Source organism: Acetobacteraceae bacterium, assembly GCA_004843345.1.
Lineage (GTDB): Bacteria > Pseudomonadota > Alphaproteobacteria > Acetobacterales > Acetobacteraceae.
In genome coordinates, this window is the sequence record CP039460.1 from 148112 (window position 1) to 171737 (window position 23626).

Sequence of the window (23626 nt, forward strand, 5' to 3'; positions counted from 1 at the left end):
CCAATCCATATTGTTATCCTCTCTGGCGGCAACAGCAGCGAAAGGGAGATCAGCTTATCCAGCGGTAAGGCTGTATCAAAAGCACTTTTAAGTGAAGGCTTTAAAGTTACCTTTCTTGATCCTGCCTGCTCTCTTTTTGAATTAGTCCAACAGCTTCAAACGCTCAAACCAACCGCTATTTTCAATGCCCTGCACGGAGGAGATGGTGAAAATGGAGTCATTCAAGGGCTGCTTGATCTCTCCGGCACTCCCTACACGCATTCGGGAGTTTTAGCTTCCTCCACCTGCATGGATAAAAAAATTTGCCGAGATATCCTTATCGCAAATGACCTTCCTGTACCGCCAGGACGCCTCCTTTCACAAGAAGAGCTTGCAGAAAAAGCACCTTTCAATTCAGGCTATGTCATCAAACCTGTTGCGGACGGTTCGTCTGTTGGTGTTTCTATCTTTCAAAAAGATGATGCTGTAAAACGAAAAAAAATTGCAGCAGAATGGAATTATAACTCTGCGATTTTGGCAGAAGCCTTTATTCCAGGCCTTGAATTAACAGTGGGGGTTCTTGACAAAAAAGCGCTCGAAGTTACAGAAATACGCCCCCAAAAAGAAGGCGATTTCTATAGCTTTGACGCAAAATATCTCCCTGGAGGCTCACAGCACCTCCTGCCTGCGCCTATTCCTTCCGATGTTCGGGAAAAAGCTTTTGAATTCGCCCTCAAGGCACACAGTGTCTTAAATTGCGCAGGTGCAAGCAGAACAGATTTCCGTTTTGATCCAGAAACAAACACACTGGCTATCTTAGAAGTGAATACACAACCGGGCTTAACGGATACTTCTCTATTGCCAGAGCAGGCAAAATTCGCAGGGATTAGCTTTCCAGAACTTTGCAAATGGATGATTACCGACTGCTTAAACCGTTTTAAATCACTTCCAAAAAATTTTCAAAAACAGCCAATCTTTAACTAAAACTCGAAATCATGCCCTCTTTCATTCAAAACAATCATTGCAAGGAACTTTATAAATGAAGCAATGGCGCACGAAACTTGCGATAGTTGTTTTGATTATTGTTGGCTGTGTTCTCTGTTGGCTTGAAGACCCAGCTTTAAAAAATATCGGTAAGCAAGGGACAACAAATTTAATAGAAAATTTTTACACCATCACGGATACAATCAATCCTAAAATTGAAAATGTTGAAATCCAAGGACGTCATCTAACAGAAAAAAATGATATTTTTGAGGCTCTTTCACCGCCTTCAGAAAAAGAATTTCGGAGTTTCTCTGTGTCAAGAGCAAGAGAACGACTTTTAAAATTGCCTTTTGTTGAAAATGCTGTTGTTCAAAGAGCGCCTTTCAGCAGAAGTGTAACCGTCACACTCTCTGAGCATTCCCCCATTGCTGTTTGGCAAACGAAAAAACAACTCTTGTTAGTCGATACGGATGGGACAACTCTTGTGCCTCAAGAAGATTCACGGGTAGACCGCATTTTACAACAAATGCCCCTCATTGTTGGAGATGATGCAAACCTCGCAGCAACAAGCTTTATTCCTCTTTTCAACGCTGCCACAGATCTGAAAGAAAAAACGACTGCCCTTGTGCGTATTGGAAAAAGACGCTGGGACGTCATTTTAAAAACAGGCCAAACGATTAAATTGCCAGAGACAAAGGAATCCGCAGCGCTTAAAAGATTTTCCTTTGCAGAAAAACAGCTAAAACTAACCGAACGCCCTATCTCTGTCATTGACTTAAGATTGCCAGATAGAATTGTCCTAAGAATCCCAGATAAAGCAGAACAAGAAAAAATAATAAAAGAATCCCTTAGCCTTGAATAAATAGCAGTGCGTCAATAAGATAACGCTCAAGTCTTCCGCAGATATTTTTTGAGAACTTAAAGTCTAACAATCGCACTCATGAATCAGTCCTTCTCTCCGTTTGCTTCTCAATCCAGAACAAAATTAGCTGAAAATGCTGGTGGTTGGACTTTTCTAAAGAAACGAAAAATCCAAGCGGCAATTGATATTGGCTCGAACAAAATTGCCTGCCTTATTGGACGTGCCTCCTCTAAGGATAGAGATGTAATCGAGATTCTTGGTTGTGGCTGGGTTAAGGCCGAGGGTGTTATTGCCGGCGATATTGTAAATGTTCCAGTCGCCAAAAAAGCGATTCTAGCCGCCTATCAAGAGGCCGTCAGGCAGGCAGGCGCTGCACCTAAACGAAAAGAAGTTGCCGTAAATCTCTCTTGTGGGGATCCTTATTCTCACTATATTTCCACTTCTGCTCTTTTAGGAGGAGAAGAAGTTTCCAATCGAGAGATTAAACAACTCTTAGATGCTGCCAGAAAAAAATGTAATCAGCATAAAGATAGACTTGTCCGCTTATTCCCCATTTCTTACAAAGTTGATGGTAAGAGGGAAATTGAGACACCTATAGGGCAGCCATGCCACACACTTGATGCAACCTTTTTGGCGGTCATTACCTCTGACCAACCTTATCGCACACTCAATAAAATTCTTGAACAAAGCAATATCTACCCTGCGCCATACCTTCCCTCGGCTTTTGCCTCTGGACTAGCCTCTTTGCGGCAACAAGAACGTCAATCGGACACTTTACTCATTGATTTAGGGGCAGGCACGACTTCTTGGGTCTTTTTTTCACAAAATAAACCAAAGGGCCTAGGACAAGTTCAATGGGGTGGAAATTATATTACCAAAGCCCTTGAAGATGAATTTGGCATTCATTTTGCTGCGGCTGAAAAGCTCAAAACACGTTACGGCTGCCCTAAATTCGGTCTTGAAGACGAAACACTCGTTGAGTTACCTAGAGGCTCAAATAAACCAAATGATTGCGTCAAACGTTCTGAGATTTCCTCTTTGATTCTGGTCTGCTTAAGAAGAATTCTTTCTTTAGTTATCAAGGATATTGCCTGCCTGCCGGGTCTAAGTAAAAAAAATGCGCCGCCGCCATGGCGAAAAGTGGTTATTACAGGGGGGGCTTCGTTGCTTGAAGGAATCGAAGACGAGGTGAATGATCTTTTTAACGTCCCTTGCCGACTGGGAGGGACCGAGAATACGCAAGGTATTCCAAAAAAAATGCTTCGCTTTTCACCGTCTTTCTCTTGCGCCGCAGGCCTCTTAGCTTGGAGACTTGGCGTCGATAGAAATTTTGGCCATATTGGTTTACAAGGAATACAACGAGATGATGGAATAATAGAACGAATTCTTCGCTTTATTCAAAACGTAGAATAGGCCAATATAGCTTACAAACAGAGTGAATCTGTATTTTTTCAGTTTTTTGCACTAAGAGTTTCAATTATGAGTCTTGAACTTCAACCCCCTTCCACCTCCTATGGAGATAATCATTCATCAATCGGAGGACTTCGTGCCGATGCCGCTCGTATTGTTGTGATGGGCGTCGGTGGCGGTGGCGGAAACTCTGTCGGCTTTATGGTGGATCAAGGAATTCAAGGGGCTGAGTTTGTCATCGCCAATACGGATATGCAGGTTCTCCTGAAATCCAGCGTCAAAGAACATATTCAGCTAGGCCCCCATGAAACACGTGGGCTTGGTGCTGGTGGAAAACCTGAAGTTGGAGAGTTGGCCTCTCGGGAAGTTGAAGACGATATTGCCAAACGCCTCAAAGGAGTCGATTTGCTCTTTCTCACCGCAGGAATGGGCGGTGGAACGGGAACTGGCGCGACCCCTGTTATTGCCAGTATTGCAAAAAAACTGAATGTTCTAACCACAGCTATTGTTACAAAGCCTTTTGCTTGGGAAGGTAAACAAAAAGCTAAAATGGCAGAAGCCGGTATCAAACGCCTCCGCGAAAATGTTGATACGCTTATCGTTGTGCCAAATGAAAATCTCGAAAAAGTAGATCCCAACAATAAGGACCTTACGATTGAAGAAGGTTTTCAGATGTCCAATCAGGTGCTTCTCGACAGTATCCGTAGTGTTACGGATATTCGTCAGAAAGTTGGTTTGATCAATATCGACTTTAAGGATTTAGAGACCATCCTTCAAAATGGAGGTGTTGGTCTTGTTGGAACAGGCCGAAGCTTTCCAGATGATCCAACAGAGGACCGTGCAATTCTTGCTGCAGAACGTGCTATCAATAACCCTCTTCTGGAACGTAGCAATATCCAAGGGGCACAAAATCTTCTCGTTCACGTGAGATCTCGCAAGGGGGATTTACGCCTAAAAGAAAATACAAAGGCAATGGATTACGTTCAAGAAGCTGTCAAAGGTGACCTTCAAGGAAAGTTCATTTACGGTATTTTTGAAACGGATGAAGTCGAAGAAGGCTGCATTGAAATTTCAATTATTGCAACAGGACTTGATGCTGGTGAGCTAGATGCGCCGATACAGCCTACCGAAGAAAAGGAATATAATTCCTCTTATGCAGGACTGCGTTCAAACAGCTATGCACCGACACAGCGTCCCGCAGCGCCTGCGCATACACCAAGTAGCTACCCTACTCCTTCAAAACCTCATTATGAGCAACCACATCAAGCTCCCGTGCGTCCAGCTGAACGGCCTATGCCTATTCCCGAACCGCCAAAAGTTGAGGAAAGCCCCTCAAGAGGTTTCTGGGGGATTTTCAGAAAGCCACGCCAGCAGGCACCTGCACCGGCGCATCCTGTAAAAACAGATAATTCTGCATTACCACAGCGTCCAAGACGGGACATTAATGATGTTAAAGATTCTGAAACACAAGAGGCAAAAATGCCTGATTATCTTTCCAATCTTCCTGACTCTTCAAGGAATTAGTCCCTCTTCTTTTCGTTAGAAAGTTCTTCTCTTGTCTAAGCGCATTTCTCCTGACAACATTCGTGCATTTTCCGCTGCGTTAAAATGTCTTTGTGAAACGGAGAAATGCCTTATTTCTATCGATATTAAGGATTTAGAAACCATCATAAATGATGGTGGAATTGGTTTCTTTGGCGTTGGACAGAGTTTACCTGATGATCCAAGAGAAGAACGGACTATTCTAGCGGCAGAACGTGCGCTGGACACTTCCATTCTTGAGCGCCGAGATCTTCACGGTGCCCGAAACCTTATTGTGCTTGTCAGAGCCCGTAAGGGAGATTTACGCCTCAAAGAGAACACTAGAGCGTTAGATTATATTCAAGATTCTTTCAAAGAAGAGATTCAAGGAAAATTCGTTTACAGTATCGTTGAAACGGATGATGTCGAAGAAAATTGCGTCGAGATTGCCATTCTCGCAAGCTTTGGTCAGAAGTAAAAATGCCTCCTCTTACACTTTCACCGCCTCCTTCAGGTTTAACAAACCAAACATTCGTCGATACTGAAGCTCTTCATCACGCTACGGATATTTTTACTTTGGATTTCCTGCGTGATATCTGTCAGACCTCTGATGAATCTCTTCTAAAACAGATTCAAAATGTCATCCTAAGTCATTATTCACGATCTAGCTCTTTTGGCGTTAACTTTAGAAAAGACCTAGATGAAGTTCTTATTATGGGAGGAAAGATAGGCTTTTTTGTTGGACAAAGCCTACCTGATGATCCAACAGAAGACCGTGCAATTCTTGCTGCAGAACGTGCGTTAAATACTCCATTACTTGAACACCGCACTATTCATGGCGCTCAAGGAATCATTATTCTTACAAAATTTCGTAAGGGGGATGATTATATACGCTTAAAAGAGCTCATCAGAGCAAGGGATTATATAGAAGAAGATGCTGTCAAAAATGACATTCAGCGGCAAGGTATTTTTCAGATTCTGGAAATGGATGAGATTGAAAAAGGTTGCATTGAAATTTCAATTATCGCCACTTTTTCATAAAAACGAAAACACATAACAAAACTTGACGTAGAGATTAAAAATACCCGATTATTTATACCGCAAAATCTGCTGATATTTCTCTCTATGGCCAAGCTTAAAAATTTATTTGGAGAACCACCTTTTTATATGCCCTTTCCCTCTTCCCCTAATCTGCCATCCTCTTTTCAATCCACCATTGAAAAAGGATTTTCTTTTAGTGGCGAGTCTCTCCATTCCGGACAAAAATGTGAAGTTTCTTTAGCACCTAGCAAAGAAAATACGGGCATAAGATTCTATAATACGGATTATCCGGAACACGGTTTTTTCTCTCTGAGCCCTGCCTGTTTACTGCCAGGAAATTTAGCAACCATCATTGCACATCCAGAGCATCCAGAGGCACGCATCTCCACAACCGAGCATTTTCTTGCGGCTCTCCGTGCGTTTGAGCTTGATAATCTCGATATCACAGTTTCTGGTGGTGAAATCCCTATTCAAGATGGGTGTGCCGCATTCTTTTCTCAAAAACTCGCTCAAGCGGGACGCAAAGAACTTCCAGCTAAAAGAAAATGGATCAAAATTTTACAGGAAGTTCACATTGCCCATGAGGGGGCTGAAACGGCTCTTTTCCCCTCTGAATATCCACAATTTCAGATTGAGATTGATTTTCCAGCGCCTGCAATTGGAAAACAAGGAATGTCCTGCTTTCTCGATGCTGATTTTTTTACAAAAGAAATTGCGCCAGCACGAACCTTTGTGAATGCAGATCAGTTAGAACAATTACGCCAGATGGGGCTTATCAAAGGCGGAACGCTTGATAATGCTTTGGTCGTTGATGGGGATAAAATCGTAAATCCAGAGGGCACACGTTATCCAAACGAATTTGCACGCCACAAATTACTTGATGCGATTGGAGATCTTTATTGTGCAGGTCTTCCGATTCTAGGGCGGTTTTCTGGAAAAAAAAGCGGGCATAATATTAACCGCATGCTTCTCCAAAAGCTTTTTTCAGATTCTCATAATTATGAGATAGTGGAAGCTCCTCCGCTTTATCTGCCCTCTTCTCTTAAAGACTAATTGTGTGTCGGTAAAAAGTTTCATTCTGTTTCCCTCTGATTGGTTTTGTTCCCAAAAAAAACCTTTCCGTCCGGCTCTTTTTCTTTTTTCTGCTATGACGGCCATCTCTCTTGCAGGATGTGCCGAAGACGCCAAGGAAACAGCTAGAGAAACTTTTGCAACACATCATTTAGATGCTGAGGCACTCTACAATTACGGCATTGATGCGCTTCGTGGCGGTCGTTACAAACTCGCCAGTACACAATTTGAACAACTTCAAAAAGACTACCCTTATTCTGGTTATGTTGCGAATGCAGAGCTAATGGAGGGCTATGCCTATTATCTGCATGGAGACTACCCCCAATCTGTTCAACAGCTAGAACGCTATCTGCAACTTCATCCAACGAGTGCAGATGCGGCCTATGCCTTCTATCTTCGTTCTCTTTGCTATTATGAGCAAATTGCCCCTGTGAGCCGAGATCAGCTCGGAACAGCAGAAGCCATGGAAGCGCTTCAAGAAGTGGTCACACGTTTCCCTGAAACCTCTTATGCTCGAGATGCACAGCTTAAAATTGATCTTTGCCGAGATCATCTAGCAGGAAAAGAGCTTATGGTTGGACGTTATTATCAGCATCAAAAACAATATCAGGCGGCACTTGGCCGTTATCAGCGTGTTGTGCAAGATTTCCAAACAACAAACCATGTTCCCGAAGCGCTTGAGCGTTTGGTTGAAGTTAACCTCAACCTCGGCCTTTTGGGAGAGGCGCAAATGGCTGGGGCTGTTCTTGGCTATAACTATCCTGGCAGTGTCTGGTACAAAGATGCCTATGCCCATCTGAAACATCAAAAAGACCTTCTCCCCCCAGCAGATGCCAATAAAAAACCAACAGCACCAAGTAATGGCGGATTACAGGTTTCTGAAAGTATTGCTGCGACAAGTCTAGCCCCCATCACCTCTGGTGCACCTTCTACACCGGGTAAACGGCCACCTCTTAACTTGCCAGGCACAAGACCTATTGCAGAAAGCTATGCACCTGACGGCGGATTATTTACAATTCTGGGAGACGGCCTCTCAGATGGTCTCGACTGGTTCTTCGATTTAGCGCCCCCACCTCCAGGATCCGCCGAAGCAGCGCAAAATGCTGCCTGGGATGCGGCACATAAACCAAAACCTAAAGAAAAACGCCGTCAACCGGGTGTCCTCATTCCAACACATCCAGAAAACAAACTTGTACCAAGTGGTAATCAAGAAATTATCCGCAAACCGAAAATGACTGATTCTGCCGAAAATACACCGCAAACAGGCGATAACTCTCAAACACCTGTACCTTTTGCAAATGCTGGCCAGTCTGAGAATCTGCCTCCACCACCTGCGCCACCTTCCTACCCAACTCAAAATGGAGAAACCTCTTTGGCAGAAGGGAGTACACAGCCGCCTATGCCGTTCCAGCCACAAGAACCAGCAACAGCGACCCACCCTATTCATTCCGAAAACCTAGATGCTATCCCAGCTTCGAAAGTCCCCGGGCAATATGAAGACCTGCCACTTCCACCAGCACCGCCTTCGTATCCCAATGACGACACCGCAAGTACATTAGCAAGCGGAAATTCATGGGCACAGATGATTTCACCAGATGAACAAACTGCACATCAAACGCTTTCAAAAACGAAGAAAAAAGCTGTACAAAAAAAATAAGATTAAACGCTAGTCATACACGCCTTAGAACAGGTAAAATCTAAAGAATGCTTTCCTGTCTTTCTGTCCGTAATATTTTGCTCATTGAATCGCTAGACCTTTCTTTTGAGAAAGGCCTGACGGTGCTTACTGGCGAAACAGGGGCTGGAAAATCAATCCTCTTAGAAACACTTTCCCTTTTAATGGGAGCTCGTGGAAGCGCTTCTTTAATTCGCCCAAAAGCGGATCAAGGCACTGTTTCCGGATCTTTCGAAATTCCTAAGAATCATCCCGTTTGGCAACAATTAAAAGCACACGGTATCTCTGTCTCTGATGAGGAAGATAGCTTTTTAACAATCCGCCGTGTTCTTGAAAAAGATGGCCGTTCCCGCGCTTTTATTGCAGATCAACCTGTCAGCCTAACGCTGTTAAAAGAAATCACTTCCTCCCTAATGGAAATTCAGGCGCAGCATGCCCAAATTCGCTTAATGGATCCTTCTGTTCATTTAGAGTTATTGGATCTTTATGCCGAAAATGAAAAACTCAAAAAATCAGTTAAAACGTTTTGGGAGAAATGGCAGGATATTTTACAGAAAAGAAATCATCATTTAAGTCAAATCGAAAAAATAACACGGGAAAAAGAGTGGCTTGAGCATACAATAGAAAGCCTCGAGCGGCTTTCTCCACAGCCTCAAGAAGAAAAAGAACTCACGGAACTACGTATTTCTCTTCAAAATCAAAATCGACGTGCAGAAGCCATTGCCCAAGCCGAACGGGAATTAAGAGGAAGCGGGAAATATCAAGGCGCTTCTGCGACAATACGCAATACGATGCGCATTATTGAACGCCTTCTGCCAGCAGCTACCCTTCAAGAGATTGAAGATAATCCCACCACTGATAAAGCTGACGATTCTTGGGAAGTCAGAGCGCCAGAAATTCTCTCTGCGCTGGGAGAAGCAGATAATGCCTTAGCAGAGGCTGAAAACCTTCTCAATTTTCTTGGAAATGACCTCATCACAGATACACATCTTTTGGAAGAAACAGAAGAACGCCTTTTTGCCCTCCGTGCAGAAGCCAGAAAACATAATATAACGGTTGAAAATCTGGCTTCCTTCTTAGAAGAACTTCAAACAAAGCTTTCCAGCATTGAGAATGCGCAAACTTATCAGGAAAGCCTAGAAAAAGATCTTTTAGCAGCCCAAAAATCATATCATGAATCGGCAGATAAACTCTCAACCTCACGCGCTAAAGCAGCGCTTGCCCTTGGGAAGACCGTAAATAAAGAGCTTCCCTCTTTAAAACTAGAGAACGCAATTTTCGAAGTGAAGCACACAGATCTTCCAGAGGCAAAATGGGGGCTTAATGGTAAAGACTCCATCGTCTTTACCGTCGCTCCTAATCCAGGCCTTCCAGCTGCGCCCCTTGGGAAAGGTGCTTCTGGTGGAGAACTTTCACGTTTACTGCTTGCCTTGCATGTGACCTTAGCAGAGAAAGAATCTACAGGATGTCTTATTTTTGACGAGGTAGATTCTGGCGCAGGTGGTCCAACGGCTGCGGCTATCGGTAATCGTTTGCATCGTATCGGAATGCAAAGGCAAACGCTTGCTGTAACGCATAGTCCACAAGTTGCAGCCTATGGAGATGCGCATTATCGCATTTCAAAAATTCCAAAAAAAGGTTCTACCAGAACAGAAATCACCCCCCTTTCCTCTGAAGAGCGCCTTGAGGAAATTGCACGCATGCTAGCTGGAGAAACCATTACAATTTCTGCGCGTGAAGCCGCAAAAACGCTTCTTAGGGAATCCTTATGAAATCTATCTCAAAAAAAATAGATCCTCTCATTCTTCAGAAATATAAAAGTCTCGAAAATCAAATTTCAATTTGGAACACAAAATATTATCAAGAAGATGCCCCTCTTGTTTCCGACGCAGAATATGATCAAGCACGCCGTGAACTTGTCCGTCTCGAAGAAAAATATCCCCACTTAAAAACGCCAGATGCCGTTACAAATCAAATTGGCGCGCCCCTTCAAGGACGTTTCCCAAAATATAAGCACAAAATTCCAATGCTTTCTCTTGGAAACGTGTTTAATGCTGAGGAATTTGCAGATTTCATTGAACGTGCGCAACGCTTTTTAGATCTAACACCAGAAGAAGTTTCAACGTTAGAACTTGTGGCCGAGCCAAAAATGGACGGTCTCTCCATAAATCTTATCTATGAAAAGGGCATCCTAACCTCAGCAGCCACCCGTGGAGACGGTACCATGGGAGAAGATGTCACAGCCAATATCAAGGCGCTGCAAATTGTTCCTGAGGAAATTACCTCTCCCTTCCCCGAAATATTGGAAATTCGAGGGGAAATCTATATGAAAAAGTCTGATTTCCTAACCCTAAACCATCAGCAAGAAACCCTTGGTAAAAATATATTTGCGAATACACGAAATGCCGCTGCTGGCTCTTTAAGACAATTAGATCCTTCAATCACAGCTGCACGTCCCCTTTCTATTTTTGCCTATGCGATTGGCGCAGGCCAAGAAAAAATTGAGATTTCGACACAAGAAGAACTTCTTAAAACCCTTGAAAATTGGGGTTTTCCAACAAATCAACTTTCTCAAAAGCTTTCTACGCCGCAAGAAGCCTTATCCTTCGTGAAAACACTGTCTGAAAAACGTCCTTTTTTGGATTATGATATTGATGGCATTGTTTTCAAATTAAATGATCTAACGCTTCAAAAGAGACTCGATTTTGCAGGAAGAGTTCCTCGCTGGGCAACAGCGTGGAAATTCCCAGCGGAACAGTCCATAACACGAATTAAGAAAATTGAAATTCAAGTCGGTAGAACAGGCGCATTAACACCTGTTGCACATTTGGACCCTGTTAATGTTGGTGGTGTGATGGTTTCCAGAGCCACTCTCCATAATGAGGACGAAATCAAACGCTTAGATGTCCGTGAAGGCGACCTCGTCTCCGTACAGCGTGCAGGCGATGTTATTCCTCAAATTCTCTCCCGTATTGAGGAACAAGAAGGACATAACCGAGCTACAGCTTTTGAATTTCCAAAGACTTGCCCCATCTGCCACGCCCATGCCGAACGTCCCGAGGGCGAATCTGTTTGGCGCTGTACTGGTGGGTTGACCTGCCAAGCTCAGGCAGAAGGACGATTGGTTCATTTTGTCTCTCGTAATGCCTTCAATATTGATGGATTGGGAGAGCAATCTATCAAACTCTTCTTTCAACTGGGTTTCCTTTTAAAACCTGATGATGTTTTTCATTTAGAACATAAAAAAGAGGAAATTGCGGCCTTAGAAGGATGGGGAAAACAATCCACAACAAAACTTTTTTCTGCCATTAACCAAAAACGCAAAATCTCTCTCAAACGCTTTATTTACGCTCTAGGAATTCGCCAAATTGGAGAACATAATGCCCGGTTATTAGCCGAACATTATGAAAGCTACTCTCATTGGAAAAAATCCATGCTAAAAGCGGTTCAAGTAGATTCACCTGAACATCTTGAGCTACAATCTATTTTAGGTATTGGCCCTCTCAATGCTCAGGCTCTCGTTGAATTTTTTTCAGAATCACACAATCTCGCTGTCCTGCAAAATCTAGAAGAAGCTATTAAAATCGAAAATGAAGTACCTTCATCACAGCAGGCGCTTTTGGCTGGGAAAACCATTGTTTTTACAGGTTCAATGCAAACAATGACACGAAGTGAAGCTAAAAATACAGCTCAGCGTCTTGGCGCACGTGTCTCTGACAGCGTAACATCAAAAACCACTCTCGTTGTTCTTGGCGAAAAGGCTGGATCAAAAGAAACAAAAGCTCGAAAACTTGGAATTAAGCTTCTTAACGAAAAAGAGTGGCTGAAATTCTTACAAACAGAAAATTTAACACTTCTTGAAACAGAAGAAACAGATACAAAAACTCCTTAAAGGATATAGAAAGCACAAATATGAATTCTTTTTTAAATAATCCTCTTGCTCTAGGCCTTGCTGGGCTATTTGCAATGATTGCGCTTATTGGGCTTTCCATTCTTATTGCGCTTTCTGAAATTTCTTTTGCTGCCGCAAACGCTGTTCATCTCAAGGCCTTAGCTGATACGGGTGATAGAAGAGCGATCAACTTTCTAAAGCTTCGTCAAAATAGCGGTAAAATTCTAACCGTTTTGCAAATCTGTTTAAATGCTGTTGGTGTTTTGGGCGGTATTATTGGCGATGCCATGATTGGTCCTTCTCTCGCTGAAGGAATTGAAAAGCTCGGATTTTCTCATGTACTAAGCTACCAAATTGGCGGCGTAATCGCCTTTATCTTTGTAACAGGTCTATTCGTTTTATTTGCAGACCTTTTGCCAAAACGTATTGCCATGAGCATGCCAGACAAAGTTGCTCTCTCCGTTGGTTGGTTTCCAGCGTGGGCACTCATCGCCTTATACCCTTTTGTCATTGTCTTTTCTCATTTATCTGACTGGCTCTTACGTCTCTTCAAAATACCGGCAACAGCAACCCATCAAGTAACGCCAGAAGATCTTAAAGCTATCCTTATTGAAGGCGTAAACACGGGGGCGCTTTCTACAGATGAGCATCAAATGATTCAAAATGTCTTGGCTCTGCAATATCGTTGCGTCCCATCAGCTATGACACCACGTGATGAAATTATTTACCTAGACGTTCAAAAAAGCCTTGAAAGCCAACGCCCTCTCGTTCAGGCGCATCCTTACTCCCGCTATCCACTTTGTTCTGGCAGTCTCGATAAGGTTTTAGGATCTATTCGTTCTGAAGATGTTTTAGCGGCTGTCGTCGATGAAACGACCCCTCTTGCTGAAAAGGTTGAAAAAACAAAGGGTGGCTTGCGTGCGATGAGAAGAGATGTTCTTTCTCTTCCTGAAAGTTTAAATCTATGGGAAGCTTTAGCGCAATTCGATAAAAATAATACAGGATTTGCACTTATCATAAATGAATATGGCCTTGTTGTTGGTATCATCACCTATAAAGATATTTTAGGCGCACTCACACAAGGACTAGCAAATCCCTTTGAAGAACAAATCATTGTAAAAAGAAATGAAAATTCTTGGCTTGTTGAAGGGGCTGCGCCGACAACAGATGTTGCACAAGAGCTCGAAATTGATCTTTCAGAAGCTGAGGAACTTTTTGAAACAATCGGTGGTTTTGTCACGCATAAGTTACGCCGTACGGCAAGAAAAACAGATCGTGTTGAAGCCAGCGGCTGTCGTTTTGAAGTCGTTGCCGTTGATGGTTTTCGTATTACGCAGCTCTTGGTAACCCGATTATCTGCACCAGAAATTGAATAAATATTGACTTCTTTTTTCCTCGCTTGAAGAAAACTTAAAAGCATAATATGATTCTAAGAATAGTTAACTACATAAAGAACAGGCCTTATTGATATCTGGGCCTGTTGCTTTAAAAAGGGAGGTTTCCTTTGTCTAAATCATTTAAAATTTTTGCTGTTGCTGGCGCTTTTTTACTCGCTGCTCCTCTTGCTTTCGCTGGTAGCGTACACGCTTCTCCAAGTGATCGCGCCCTCAATGAAGGCGATCATGGCAACGCTCTGGTTGGATGTCATGGTGAACATGGGAAGCACATGTTCCTACACAAAGCATTCAAACATGGTTTTCCAATGAATGCACATGGTTGCTACTATGGCAGCCCATTTCCGTTCTCTCTTGGTTCTAAAATCCAGATTAAGCACGGACATTACCTAGAATGCGTTGCATCCAAAAATGCGCCTATCTCTGAGGAAAATCCTCTGCATTGGCAATCAACAAAAGAATTCGTTGCAAAATAATTTAAGCATTTCATGTTAAAAAAAGCCTCCTTATTCAGGAGGCTTTTTTTATAACTATTTTAAGGTAAGATTTGCGCTCTTAGGCTGAGCCTTCTGTACATTTTCCCGATCACTGTCATCCAAAGAAACAGAATGACAAGCAAAATAACTCTGAACGCTCACAATTCTTAAAGCTTGTCCTCTTCCCGAACGCAAATTCTGATTACCGACTTCAGCAACGGCTTCACAGCTTGAAGAGCTGTTAAACCAATGTGGCCCTGGGAGATCATATACCGTTGCAACTTCTCCACCGGTGATATGCGTCAACAAAATTGCTGGCATCAAAATAAACTTCGTGAACATATACGGCCTCTTAAAAAGCGTTAAGCTTTACGGACAAACTCCGATTTCAAATCCATATTCCCAATCCCTGGAACTTTACAAGCGATGTCATGCCCATTCCCACCATCTGCAAAACGAATATTTTTAATTTTAGTGCCACCTTTAATAACTTGTGAAGATCCTTTAATTTTTAAATCTTTAATGACAGTAACTGTATCACCATCGTTTAAAATATTTCCAACGGAATCCTTCACAACCCCCTCCGCTTCTTCAGAAGATATAAGGTCTGGATTCCATTCATGTGCACATTCTGGACAAATCCATAGCCCTGATCCATCTGGATAAGCGTGTTTAGAAGCACATTTTGGACAAACAGGATCTGTCATAATTATTTCCTTATTAAATTCATTAGAGGGCTTAGAAATAGCACAAGAGAGAGTGAAAGTCCTCTGCTCCTCCCCTGATGCAAAGAATTTATTTGTAATTATTTACAAAAAACGAAACACTTTGATACCGCCCTCTAATTGACATAAACTGAGAAAAATTCTTTTCACCCTTTGATAGGCACTTCATGAAATCTTTCTTCAAAATTTTTGCGCTTGGACTTATCCCTGCATTTCTGACATCCGCCTGCTCTACCTTTAAAACAGAAACGAGAAAAGTACCTCCTTCCGCCAATTGGCAACAAGCCGCAACACATTCTATTGCTTCCTCTTTGCCAGACAGCGGAAATCTTGTCCTTTCTCTGCCACAGCCTCTTTCTGAAAAATCATTTATTACAGCGAAAGAGCCTTGGTCAGGCTATTTTAGTCAAGTTGAGGTTCATAAAATCAATTCAATAACATCAGTCCCCTACACTTGCTTTGTTTCAACAAAAGAACAGCCGCCTATTAAAGAAATTGCACGCTATAACGTTACACCGCCAACCTTATCGCTTTTTTATACAATTATGCCGAAAGCATACCTCTATAATAAGGCTTATAGTAAATCCTCTATTTGGGATATTTTTGGACATGCTAGAGAAGATGATAGCGAAAGCAATGACTCCAAACATAATGAAACCACCGCACAGGCTAAAATCGCAATGTTCCCAGAAACAACAGTAAAAGGGGAAACAGGCTTACCAAAAACCTATTTTGCCTGTATTGCTGGAAAAATTACTTAATTTCTACCAAAGAGATATGCTTTTAAAAGTGTATCTCTTTTAACTTTTAAGAAATGGTGCGCCCTGGTGGATTCGAACCACCGACCCACAGCTTAGAAGGCTGTTGCTCTATCCTGCTGAGCTAAGGGCGCTCATAGGCAAGATATCAATCCTGCAAAATACAAGGTTTTCTAAAAATAGAAATCATCACAAATGGTCGGGGCGAGAGGATTCGAACCTCCGGCCCTCTGCTCCCAAAGCAGATGCGCTACCAGGCTGCGCTACGCCCCGAACTCCCCCTCTTCTAGTCCTTCTTAAGACATCAGGCAAGTATTTTTTATACTTTCAACAAAGAAATAAAAAGTTAAGAATAGCTATACGGATTTTAGGAGATGGTGCGCCCTGGTGGATTCGAACCACCGACCCACAGCTTAGAAGGCTGTTGCTCTATCCTGCTGAGCTAAGGGCGCTCATAAACAAAAAGATTCCTAAAACTAGGAATCTTTCAAAAAATGGTCGGGGCGAGAGGATTCGAACCTCCGGCCCTCTGCTCCCAAAGCAGATGCGCTACCAGGCTGCGCTACGCCCCGAACTCCCCCTCTTCTAGTCCTTCTTAAGACATCAGGCAAGTATTTTTTATGATCTAAAAATTTTAATCAATTTTTGAAAGCGGCGGTACAAAACTTGGAGCCGTATCCCACGGGAACAAGACCCAAGTATCCTGTGGGACTTCTGTAATAAAATAATCTGTTAACTCGCGCCCATCAGGTTTTGCATACAAGCAAGCAAAAGTGGCCTTAGGAAGCTTTTCACGAACAAATTGAGCTGTTACACCAGAATCAACCAAATCATCCACCAAGATCCATCCTTCACCATCGGCACACTCAAGAGGCGCTTTTAATGTTCTTGGTTCTCCACGTGTCCCTGCTTCCTGAGCATAGGTTGCAACACAAATTGTATCAATAACACGGCATCCCATTTCTCTTGCTAAAATAGCTGTTGGGATCAATCCTCCTCGTGTAATGGCAATCAAACCTTTAATTTTTGGATAAGCACTCATCAGCCTCTCAGAAAGTGTGCGCGCATCTCTGTGAAACTGATCCCAACTAATCGTTAAATATTTTACGTCTTTTGAGCCCATTATCTTGTCTTATCCCCAAGCCTGTATAAAATTATTCCCCCACATTAGGAGTTACTTCATAACTTAATTTAGAAAAAATCTAAACAACTCTCTTTAAAGATACTTCTAATGCGTTTTTAACGTTATCTCTTAAAACCTTAGTCTTTCTTCCGAATAAGGGCTGGAAAGGGTTGAACTCCTGTTAGCCTATTAAGCTGAGAAAGAGTCATTCTTCTACAAAAGGCAGGCGTGCTGTTTTCACACATCAATGCCCACGCTTCATGCTCTTCAGGCAAATAAATTGCCTTCCACATTGCAGAAGCAATCTTGATTCTGCCCTCTCCAATCATCCCCATAGAATGCAAAAAGCCTGCTCCCGTTACAACGTAGGCTTCACCATCCTTTATCACAACAGAACGTGTTTTCTGCTCAATATGTTCCCAAGGCCCAGAATTCATTTTAGCATCCTGTGGCATAACATTTGTTAGGGCATAGGTCTCTTGGCGAGCTTGCCAGTCTGGCATATCTCCACTTGGTGTCAAATGCCCTCTTACCCAACCTGAATTTCGATAATCACTTAATTTTGCCTCTTTATAAAGAGGAATACGGTGATCTTCATGAAAATTTGCACGGCCATGCAATGCACGGGCTTTTTGAATTTCAGTACGGGTTAAATATTCCGCACTCCAAAGTGGATCCCTAAAGGCGAGATTATAACCAACAGCAAAATCTTCACTGCATAATAAAGTAAAACGCTGAGCAGTTCTTCGTGGCTCATTTCCAAAAAAAAGAGTTGGACAAGTTTTATCTGCTCTTGAGGAAGAAGAAGTAAGCGAAAATAATACAGCAACAAAAGTAAAGAGTTTAAATCTAATCTTCATCCTATTGCCATATTTGCTTGCTGAAATTGTTTTAAACCGCTTTCACTGTCTGACAAAAGCTTAAAATAGGCCTTATCTCCAAGCCCTACGGCTTGCGGTAAAATGTTAGATTGAATTTTTTTCCACAGATCGCCCTCTTGTGAAGACAAAGAATGGGCTTCAACCATTCCTTGAACACATTTTCCTGTTGTCGAAAGATCAAAAAATGACCCATCACTCATCGTAATCCGAATGGGAGCTCCATTACAGGAAAAAGGCTCTCTTTCTGGAACCATGGCAATCATAATATTACCGTGCTGACGTGCCAAAGATGTCGGCATCCGGAAAATTTGAATAAGAACACGGCTGTCTTCCAGCAAACCTTCATAGCTCAAAGTTGGAAAAGCACCGCTTTTTAAATCCGTCGATAAAAACTTCCACTCCGATGAAAAAGTGCGCCACGCACTTGAATCATTGCCAAGTTGAACGCTCGTCTCATTCATACGTTGAAAATCTGCTAACTCTGATTGTTCATCCGAATGCAATACTAAATAATGGCTATTCTGCCGTACACCTGAAGGCAAAGAGCCTTTTTGCACTTCTCTCCAAATTTCATTGGCCTGATCTTGTGTTGAGTGAACCTCTATAATGCCATTATGGCATGCGCCGTCCGTTGAAAACTCAAAAAGTTTACCATCCATCATTGCAACCGTTAAAGGCGCACCATCACATTGAAAAACACCTTGAGAAAGCGAGACAACCAAACCATCTCCATCTTTCACAACGGACGATGGCGCACGATAAATTTTGACGCTGGCTTTTGTGACATCGTCTTGTCCATGCCAACTTAAAAAAGGAATAAGAAGCCCCTCAACCTCACGTTTTCCAAAACTCCAAGGCGATGAAAGAACCATTTGGGCATTTGCTTCTCCTGCAAAACAAAATAAGAGAGCAAAACTAAAAAAAAATTTCCTGCAAAACATTTCTTATCTTCTATCAAAAAATCACGCAAAAGGTAAGAAATTCGTAACTTCAACAGGGGGCTTCCCCCATTCAACATTATTCAAACTATCCTGATTTAAAGCCGTTGCCTGAATATACCAACCTAAAATATCCGCCAATAAAGGCGCATTCCCCTCCGGCAAACAAATATGACGATACCAAGAAAAAATCTCATCCTCTTTTGCCGTTTTAGCATAATGCAACCGAATTGCCTTTTTACCTTGTGAAATCAAAATAGGCACAAATTGAGCTTCCAACATTCCGGAGAGTTTAATGCTTTGTGTTGGATCCGTTACAAAATTATTTTCAACCTCTCCACATTTTGAGATAGAAAGAGGGAGAGATTGCCCATTATTAAACCAGAGTAAAAAAGGTTCTTTTGAAACGGATGGACATGCAAAATTTTTATCTATCAAACGTACATCAATCGCATGCCCGATTCCTTCGGCAAGCAGTGGCATAACTTCCCAACGAATTTTAACATTCTCTGAAATAGACATAATTGCAGGCAACGGATAGGAAACCTGCCCTGCAAAATCATTTACGCCATGTTTCCAAACCGAAAGATCAATCTCAGAAAGAATATTAAATTGTGTCCAAAAAGAGTCATCTAGTTTTTTGGCAGGGAGCACCTGCGCCTCTTTCTGAAATGCTTCTGCCAAACGATGTTTCTCAAGCTTGGATTGAGAACGAGAATAAGACGACCATATACCAAAACTAATTCCCCATGCACAGAAAGTAATACTCGCAAACAGAACCAGTAAAAAGGCAAAATATCCTCTAATTTTCTTAACAGCCAATGGTTAATTCCTTTGCCTTTATTGGGCACTTTGGTGCTTCAGAGCATTCTTTTTATCGTTTTTTAAAGCCTTTTTATCCAATTCTAACATTTTTGAAAGAATATGTTTTTGAAGCGATGTATTTTTTTTAGGATTCGTGACCTTTTGATACCAAAGAAAATCCTCCGTTCCTGCTAAAGTTTCATTGTAACGTAATCTAAGCGCCACTTTTCCTTGAGAAATCAAAATAGGGAGAGCGCCTGTTTGAATATTGCGAGAAATATTTGCACTCTCCTTTTCATCGCTCAGTACGGCAAAAACAGGATGCGTTGCCCATTTAACATGTGAAAAACCAACAGATGTGCCATTATCAAACCAAAGACGGATCGGTTTGTTTCCTTGAATCTGAAAGTCTCCATGATTCAAAAAAAGAACGACCTGCTGTCCTATGCCCTCTTTCAAAAGTGGCATTACCTGAAAAACGATCAATGGATAATCATCTGAAAAATCCAAAGATGGCAACTCAAAGCCTATTTGTGAAGCAAAATCATTCGCCTTTTCGCGTTTCCAACTCAATTCTTTTGAACGAAAAATCTCAAATTTCTTCCAAAAATGAGAATCTAACGCTGTCACGGCGTCTTTTTTAAAAATCTCAGAGTCTGAAGGAGGCATTAAAGAAGGCTGTTTTGCCTCCGCTAAAGAACAAAACATGCCTGAAAAAAGAAAGAAAAACGCAGAAAATTTTCTAACAAAATTCATTTTGTTTCTCTGACAGAAGTCGATTTAACAAGACTTCTATACCAATTAATGGCTGTAATTTCTTTAGGTGCTAAAAGACTTCTCACAAGAATAGCCTGCTTCGCCTGAGAAAGAATCACAGGAAATCCTCCATGGCTGATCACTTCTATCAATTTTTTATCCTCTGAAGAGGAGGTTTTCTGAACGAGTAAATTTTTCTCATTACAAATGGGACGTTCAAAATCAATATATTCTTGATTTGTGAACCATAGACGCAAAGGATCTCCATCACATTGGAAAAAATCACTGCTCACTTCAAGAGAGACCGTTTGTGAGGGCGCTAAGGGATCTTGGGACAGAAGAAAAAAAGTTAGATTTGCGCCCTGATCAGAATGCCATGCAAAAGCTGGAATATTAGAATGACCTCCTGACATTTTTTGGGACGTTTTTTCCCATACGCCTGTCAGCTGGGCAAAAATATTCATTTGCCGCCATGGACTATTTTCAGGAATAAGCTTGTCGTAAGACTGATCCGATTTCGGAGGAAGAGGCACTGTCGGCTTTATTTCAACGCCTCGGCTAACAGAAGGTAGACAAAAGCAAATAGAAAGAGAAATCCCAAAAGCACTTTTAAAGAGTGTCTTTAACATAAGATAAACGTAGCCCTTCCTTCATCAACATTCTAAAAATTGAATTGTTTTATGTTTAGCTATTTCTTGGCAAGCGACAAAATATTAACTTATATGCCACTGATTAAATTTTTACCTTACCTTTTTTCATAAGTGTATTTTTATGTCTTTCATTTCTTCTTATTCTTGGCAAAAGCGTTTAACGCTAGGCATCACTTCTGCCGTATTTTCTCTGTCTTTAGCTGGCTGCACCATCCCTGATGAAGAGAAAGACCCTGGCGCAGCACATAATGCCTATTTCAAAAGTCCAGAATTTTTGGCTCTTGTAAATGATTCCGTTGGAAAAGAACATGGTGTTCCCGCCGCTGTTATCCGTGTCAACAAGTTAGGATCTGTCAGCCTTAGCCGTCTCAGTGAAATTGGCATTAACTTTGAAGGGAATCCTGCTGAAATGATGAGCCGCTATGCCGAGCTTGAGTTTCAAGGAGACAGCCATCAAGGCGGCGTTCTTGCTGAAGTCGAAGCCGGCGTTGGTCACGGCCCTATTATTTACTGGATTTCAAACGCTGATATTCTCGCCCACCTCTCAAAGATAGACGAAAACGCACCAGATGCAGAAAAAGGAAAGGAAAAAGCAAAGGCCAACTTCGGAAATACAGCCCTTTCCACTTGCGTTGCAAGAATTACCGCACAAGGATTTGAGGAAGAATATCCTTTTGAGGCTTGGCATTATTGCGAAGATCCCAACACCCCAAAAGATCTAACGCCAACTGTAAACGGTCTTTCCCGAAAATTAGGCCTTCAATAAGAATCTCTTTTCTTTAGGGATTTTTTAAACGATCCCTAAAGAGCTTGCGCGCCTTCATCACTTTTGGCGCAACAACCGCACTGCAATATTGATTTTCTGGATTCCGTGCAAAGTAATCCTCATGATATGCCTCTGCTGGCCAAAATTCTGCCTCACTCTGAATCTCTGTGACAACAGGATTTTCCCATATTTCCTGTTTTTCAAGATCGTTTATGACTTTTTGAGCCATTTCTTGTTGTGCTTTATCTCCAAAAATAACAGAGCGGTACTGCGTTCCAATATCCTCTCCCTGACGGTTCAGCTGGGTAGGATCATGAATAGTAAAGAAAACGCCTAACAACGTCTCTGTCGAAATTTCTGCTTGATTATAGACAACTTTCACAACTTCAGCATGTCCCGTTTGCCCTGTACAAACCTCTTTATAGGAGGGATTTTTTGATACACCGCCAGCAAAACCAGATTGAACCGAAACAATTCCTCTCAAATCCTTTAAAATCGCCTCAACACACCAAAAACAGCCTGCGCCTAATAAAATAGAATGAAATTTTGTCATAAATCCTTAGTCTCACAAGAAAAATTTACTCCCTCCTATATAGGAAGGAATTCCCATTTTCTAAAGGAGCATTCATCTCTTAGAGAAAAACATTTAAGAACGACTTAAATAATCCCCAAAAGCAATCCACTTATAAGTCGTTAAAGCCTCTAATCCCATCGGGCCTCTCGCATGAAGCTTCTGCGTGCTAACAGCAACTTCCGCCCCTAAGCCAAACTGTCCACCATCTGAAAAACGGGTACTGACATTCACATAAACGGCTGCGGAATCAACTTCCTGCGTAAAACGTTCTGCATTTTGGATCGATTGCGTCAAAATGGCGTCTGAATGCTGTGTCCCGTAATGACGGATATGTGCAAGTGCTTCTTCAAAATTTTCAACAATTTTGACATTCAAATCCAAAGAAAGAAATTCATTCTTATAGTCTTCTTCTGTCACTAAAATTGTCTTTTCAGGAAGCGCATCGCTCTTAGCTAAATATGGCAAAATATTTTTATCCAAGTGCAACGTCACACCAATTTTCTGCATTCTATTGCATAAAATCGGCAAAAACTCTTTTGCAACCTTCTGATGAATCAAGAGTGTTTCTAAGGAATTACAAGCGCTCGGACGCTGTTTTTTGGCATTTTCAATAACAGGCAAAGATTTCTTTAAATCAGCTGTTTCATCCATATAAATATGGCAGACTCCAATCCCACCTGTGATAACAGGAATTGTAGACTGTTCTCGGCATAATTTATGCAAACCTGCGCCGCCACGTGGAATAAGCATATCCACATATTGATCCAAACGCAGCAGTTCCGAAACAAATTTACGATCTGGATTATCTATCGCCTGTACAGAAGACGCTGGCAAACCAAAATCAGAAAGTGCTTTTTGAATCACAGAAACCATTTCAGCATTCGTACGATAGGTTTCCTTACCGCCGCGCAAAATAACGGCATTTCCTGTCTTTAAGCACAAAGATGCGACATCCACTGTGACATTAGGTCGTGCCTCATAAATGACGCCAACGACACCAAGAGGCACACGGCGGCGCTCAATTTTCAAGCCTGAATCAAGATTTTTGCCATCTATGACTTCACCAACAGGATCTGCCAAACGCGAGACCTGGCGTACATCATTTGCAATGGCGGAAAGGCGCTCTTTATCCAAACGCAAACGGTCTTTCAAAGCTTCCGAAAGGCCATTCTGATCGGCATCTGCCATATCCTTCTCATTTGCATTCAAAATAAGAGAAGCATTTTTTTCTAACGCATCCGCAATCGCTAAAAGAACCTGATTTTTCTCCGCACTGCTAAGCGTTGCTAACTTCCAAGAAGCCTCTTTCGCCGCTTTTCCCATGGCGTTTAAGTCAATCATTTGCG

At 42.1% G+C, this 23626-nt stretch carries 24 protein-coding genes and 4 tRNA genes; 14 read left to right on the forward strand and 14 right to left on the reverse strand.

The window, feature by feature from the left end:
* Positions 1 to 3: 3 nt before the first annotated feature.
* From FAI40_00705 to FAI40_00760, 12 genes are all read left to right on the forward strand, one after another.
* Positions 4 to 963, forward strand: a complete 960-nt coding sequence (locus FAI40_00705) for a D-alanine--D-alanine ligase (protein ID QCE35700.1) — start codon at positions 4 to 6, stop codon at positions 961 to 963.
* Between the two features lie 55 nt (positions 964 to 1018).
* On the forward strand, positions 1019 to 1825 hold the full coding sequence (locus FAI40_00710; protein ID QCE33979.1) for an FtsQ-type POTRA domain-containing protein: 807 nt from the start codon (positions 1019 to 1021) through the stop codon (positions 1823 to 1825).
* A 78-nt stretch (positions 1826 to 1903) separates the two neighbouring features.
* Positions 1904 to 3238 carry a cell division protein FtsA gene (ftsA, locus tag FAI40_00715; protein ID QCE33980.1) on the forward strand — a complete coding sequence of 445 codons (1335 nt, stop codon included), beginning with the start codon at positions 1904 to 1906 and terminating at the stop codon, positions 3236 to 3238.
* Positions 3239 to 3304: 66 nt separating this feature from the next.
* Complete coding sequence (gene ftsZ / locus FAI40_00720; protein ID QCE33981.1) at positions 3305 to 4759, forward strand: cell division protein FtsZ; 1455 nt, start codon at positions 3305 to 3307, stop codon at positions 4757 to 4759.
* Between the two features lie 31 nt (positions 4760 to 4790).
* Positions 4791 to 5234 (forward strand): hypothetical protein, encoded by a 444-nt coding sequence (locus FAI40_00725; GenBank protein QCE33982.1) that lies wholly within the window; start codon positions 4791 to 4793, stop codon positions 5232 to 5234.
* A 2-nt stretch (positions 5235 to 5236) separates the two neighbouring features.
* Complete coding sequence (locus tag FAI40_00730; protein QCE33983.1) at positions 5237 to 5797, forward strand: hypothetical protein; 561 nt, start codon at positions 5237 to 5239, stop codon at positions 5795 to 5797.
* A gap of 84 nt (positions 5798 to 5881) precedes the next feature.
* Positions 5882 to 6850 (forward strand): UDP-3-O-[3-hydroxymyristoyl] N-acetylglucosamine deacetylase, encoded by a 969-nt coding sequence (gene lpxC, locus FAI40_00735; protein QCE33984.1) that lies wholly within the window; start codon positions 5882 to 5884, stop codon positions 6848 to 6850.
* A gap of 94 nt (positions 6851 to 6944) precedes the next feature.
* Positions 6945 to 8525: an outer membrane protein assembly factor BamD gene (locus tag FAI40_00740; GenBank protein QCE35701.1), complete on the forward strand. Its 1581-nt coding sequence runs from the start codon at positions 6945 to 6947 to the stop codon at positions 8523 to 8525.
* A gap of 47 nt (positions 8526 to 8572) precedes the next feature.
* Positions 8573 to 10315: a DNA repair protein RecN gene (gene recN / locus FAI40_00745; GenBank protein ID QCE33985.1), complete on the forward strand. Its 1743-nt coding sequence runs from the start codon at positions 8573 to 8575 to the stop codon at positions 10313 to 10315.
* A complete protein-coding gene (gene ligA / locus FAI40_00750) occupies positions 10312 to 12435 on the forward strand; it encodes an NAD-dependent DNA ligase LigA (protein ID QCE33986.1) in 2124 nt (707 codons plus the stop codon). Before recN ends, ligA begins: the two co-directional genes overlap by 4 nt.
* Positions 12436 to 12455: 20 nt before the next feature.
* Positions 12456 to 13811: an HlyC/CorC family transporter gene (locus tag FAI40_00755; GenBank protein ID QCE33987.1), complete on the forward strand. Its 1356-nt coding sequence runs from the start codon at positions 12456 to 12458 to the stop codon at positions 13809 to 13811.
* 128 nt (positions 13812 to 13939) lie between these two features.
* Positions 13940 to 14305: a hypothetical protein gene (locus FAI40_00760; GenBank protein QCE33988.1), complete on the forward strand. Its 366-nt coding sequence runs from the start codon at positions 13940 to 13942 to the stop codon at positions 14303 to 14305.
* Positions 14306 to 14359: 54 nt separating this feature from the next.
* On the opposite strand, the gene FAI40_00765 is transcribed toward FAI40_00760, so the two are convergent.
* The gene (locus tag FAI40_00765; GenBank protein ID QCE33989.1) at positions 14360 to 14647 is read right to left on the reverse strand and encodes a hypothetical protein; all 288 of its coding nucleotides are present in this window, start codon (positions 14645 to 14647) and stop codon (positions 14360 to 14362) included.
* 20 nt (positions 14648 to 14667) lie between these two features.
* Complete coding sequence (locus FAI40_00770; protein QCE33990.1) at positions 14668 to 15012, reverse strand: alkylphosphonate utilization protein; 345 nt, start codon at positions 15010 to 15012, stop codon at positions 14668 to 14670.
* A 185-nt stretch (positions 15013 to 15197) separates the two neighbouring features.
* Between FAI40_00770 and FAI40_00775 the strand changes: the two genes are divergently transcribed.
* Positions 15198 to 15791: a hypothetical protein gene (locus tag FAI40_00775; GenBank protein ID QCE33991.1), complete on the forward strand. Its 594-nt coding sequence runs from the start codon at positions 15198 to 15200 to the stop codon at positions 15789 to 15791.
* A 54-nt stretch (positions 15792 to 15845) separates the two neighbouring features.
* Here the strand turns inward: FAI40_00775 and FAI40_00780 are convergent.
* From FAI40_00780 to FAI40_00825, 10 genes are all read right to left on the reverse strand, one after another.
* Positions 15846 to 15922, reverse strand: a tRNA-Arg gene (locus FAI40_00780).
* Between the two features lie 62 nt (positions 15923 to 15984).
* Positions 15985 to 16061, reverse strand: a tRNA-Pro gene (locus FAI40_00785).
* Between the two features lie 102 nt (positions 16062 to 16163).
* Positions 16164 to 16240, reverse strand: a tRNA-Arg gene (locus tag FAI40_00790).
* Between the two features lie 43 nt (positions 16241 to 16283).
* Positions 16284 to 16360, reverse strand: a tRNA-Pro gene (locus tag FAI40_00795).
* A 62-nt stretch (positions 16361 to 16422) separates the two neighbouring features.
* Complete coding sequence (locus tag FAI40_00800) at positions 16423 to 16911, reverse strand: xanthine phosphoribosyltransferase (protein QCE33992.1); 489 nt, start codon at positions 16909 to 16911, stop codon at positions 16423 to 16425.
* A 137-nt stretch (positions 16912 to 17048) separates the two neighbouring features.
* Positions 17049 to 17771, reverse strand: a complete 723-nt coding sequence (locus FAI40_00805; GenBank protein QCE33993.1) for a DNA/RNA non-specific endonuclease — start codon at positions 17769 to 17771, stop codon at positions 17049 to 17051.
* The gene (locus tag FAI40_00810) at positions 17768 to 18664 is read right to left on the reverse strand and encodes a hypothetical protein (protein ID QCE33994.1); all 897 of its coding nucleotides are present in this window, start codon (positions 18662 to 18664) and stop codon (positions 17768 to 17770) included. The genes FAI40_00805 and FAI40_00810 overlap by 4 nt, the downstream gene beginning before the upstream one ends.
* A 90-nt stretch (positions 18665 to 18754) precedes the next feature.
* Positions 18755 to 19552 carry a hypothetical protein gene (locus FAI40_00815; protein QCE33995.1) on the reverse strand — a complete coding sequence of 266 codons (798 nt, stop codon included), beginning with the start codon at positions 19550 to 19552 and terminating at the stop codon, positions 18755 to 18757.
* Between the two features lie 18 nt (positions 19553 to 19570).
* A complete protein-coding gene (locus FAI40_00820) occupies positions 19571 to 20290 on the reverse strand; it encodes a hypothetical protein (protein ID QCE33996.1) in 720 nt (239 codons plus the stop codon).
* Positions 20287 to 20919, reverse strand: coding sequence for a hypothetical protein (locus FAI40_00825; GenBank protein ID QCE33997.1), 633 nt, complete (start codon positions 20917 to 20919; stop codon positions 20287 to 20289). Before FAI40_00825 ends, FAI40_00820 begins: the two co-directional genes overlap by 4 nt.
* 142 nt (positions 20920 to 21061) lie before the next feature.
* Here FAI40_00825 and FAI40_00830 point away from each other — a divergent pair, with 142 nt between their 5' ends.
* Positions 21062 to 21706, forward strand: coding sequence for a hypothetical protein (locus FAI40_00830; GenBank protein ID QCE33998.1), 645 nt, complete (start codon positions 21062 to 21064; stop codon positions 21704 to 21706).
* 13 nt (positions 21707 to 21719) lie between these two features.
* Here FAI40_00830 and msrA read toward each other — a convergent pair whose 3' ends face one another.
* Positions 21720 to 22259 carry a peptide-methionine (S)-S-oxide reductase MsrA gene (gene msrA, locus FAI40_00835; GenBank protein ID QCE33999.1) on the reverse strand — a complete coding sequence of 180 codons (540 nt, stop codon included), beginning with the start codon at positions 22257 to 22259 and terminating at the stop codon, positions 21720 to 21722.
* Between the two features lie 93 nt (positions 22260 to 22352).
* Complete coding sequence (proA, locus tag FAI40_00840) at positions 22353 to 23621, reverse strand: glutamate-5-semialdehyde dehydrogenase (protein QCE35702.1); 1269 nt, start codon at positions 23619 to 23621, stop codon at positions 22353 to 22355.
* Between the last annotated feature and the right edge of the window lie 5 nt (positions 23622 to 23626).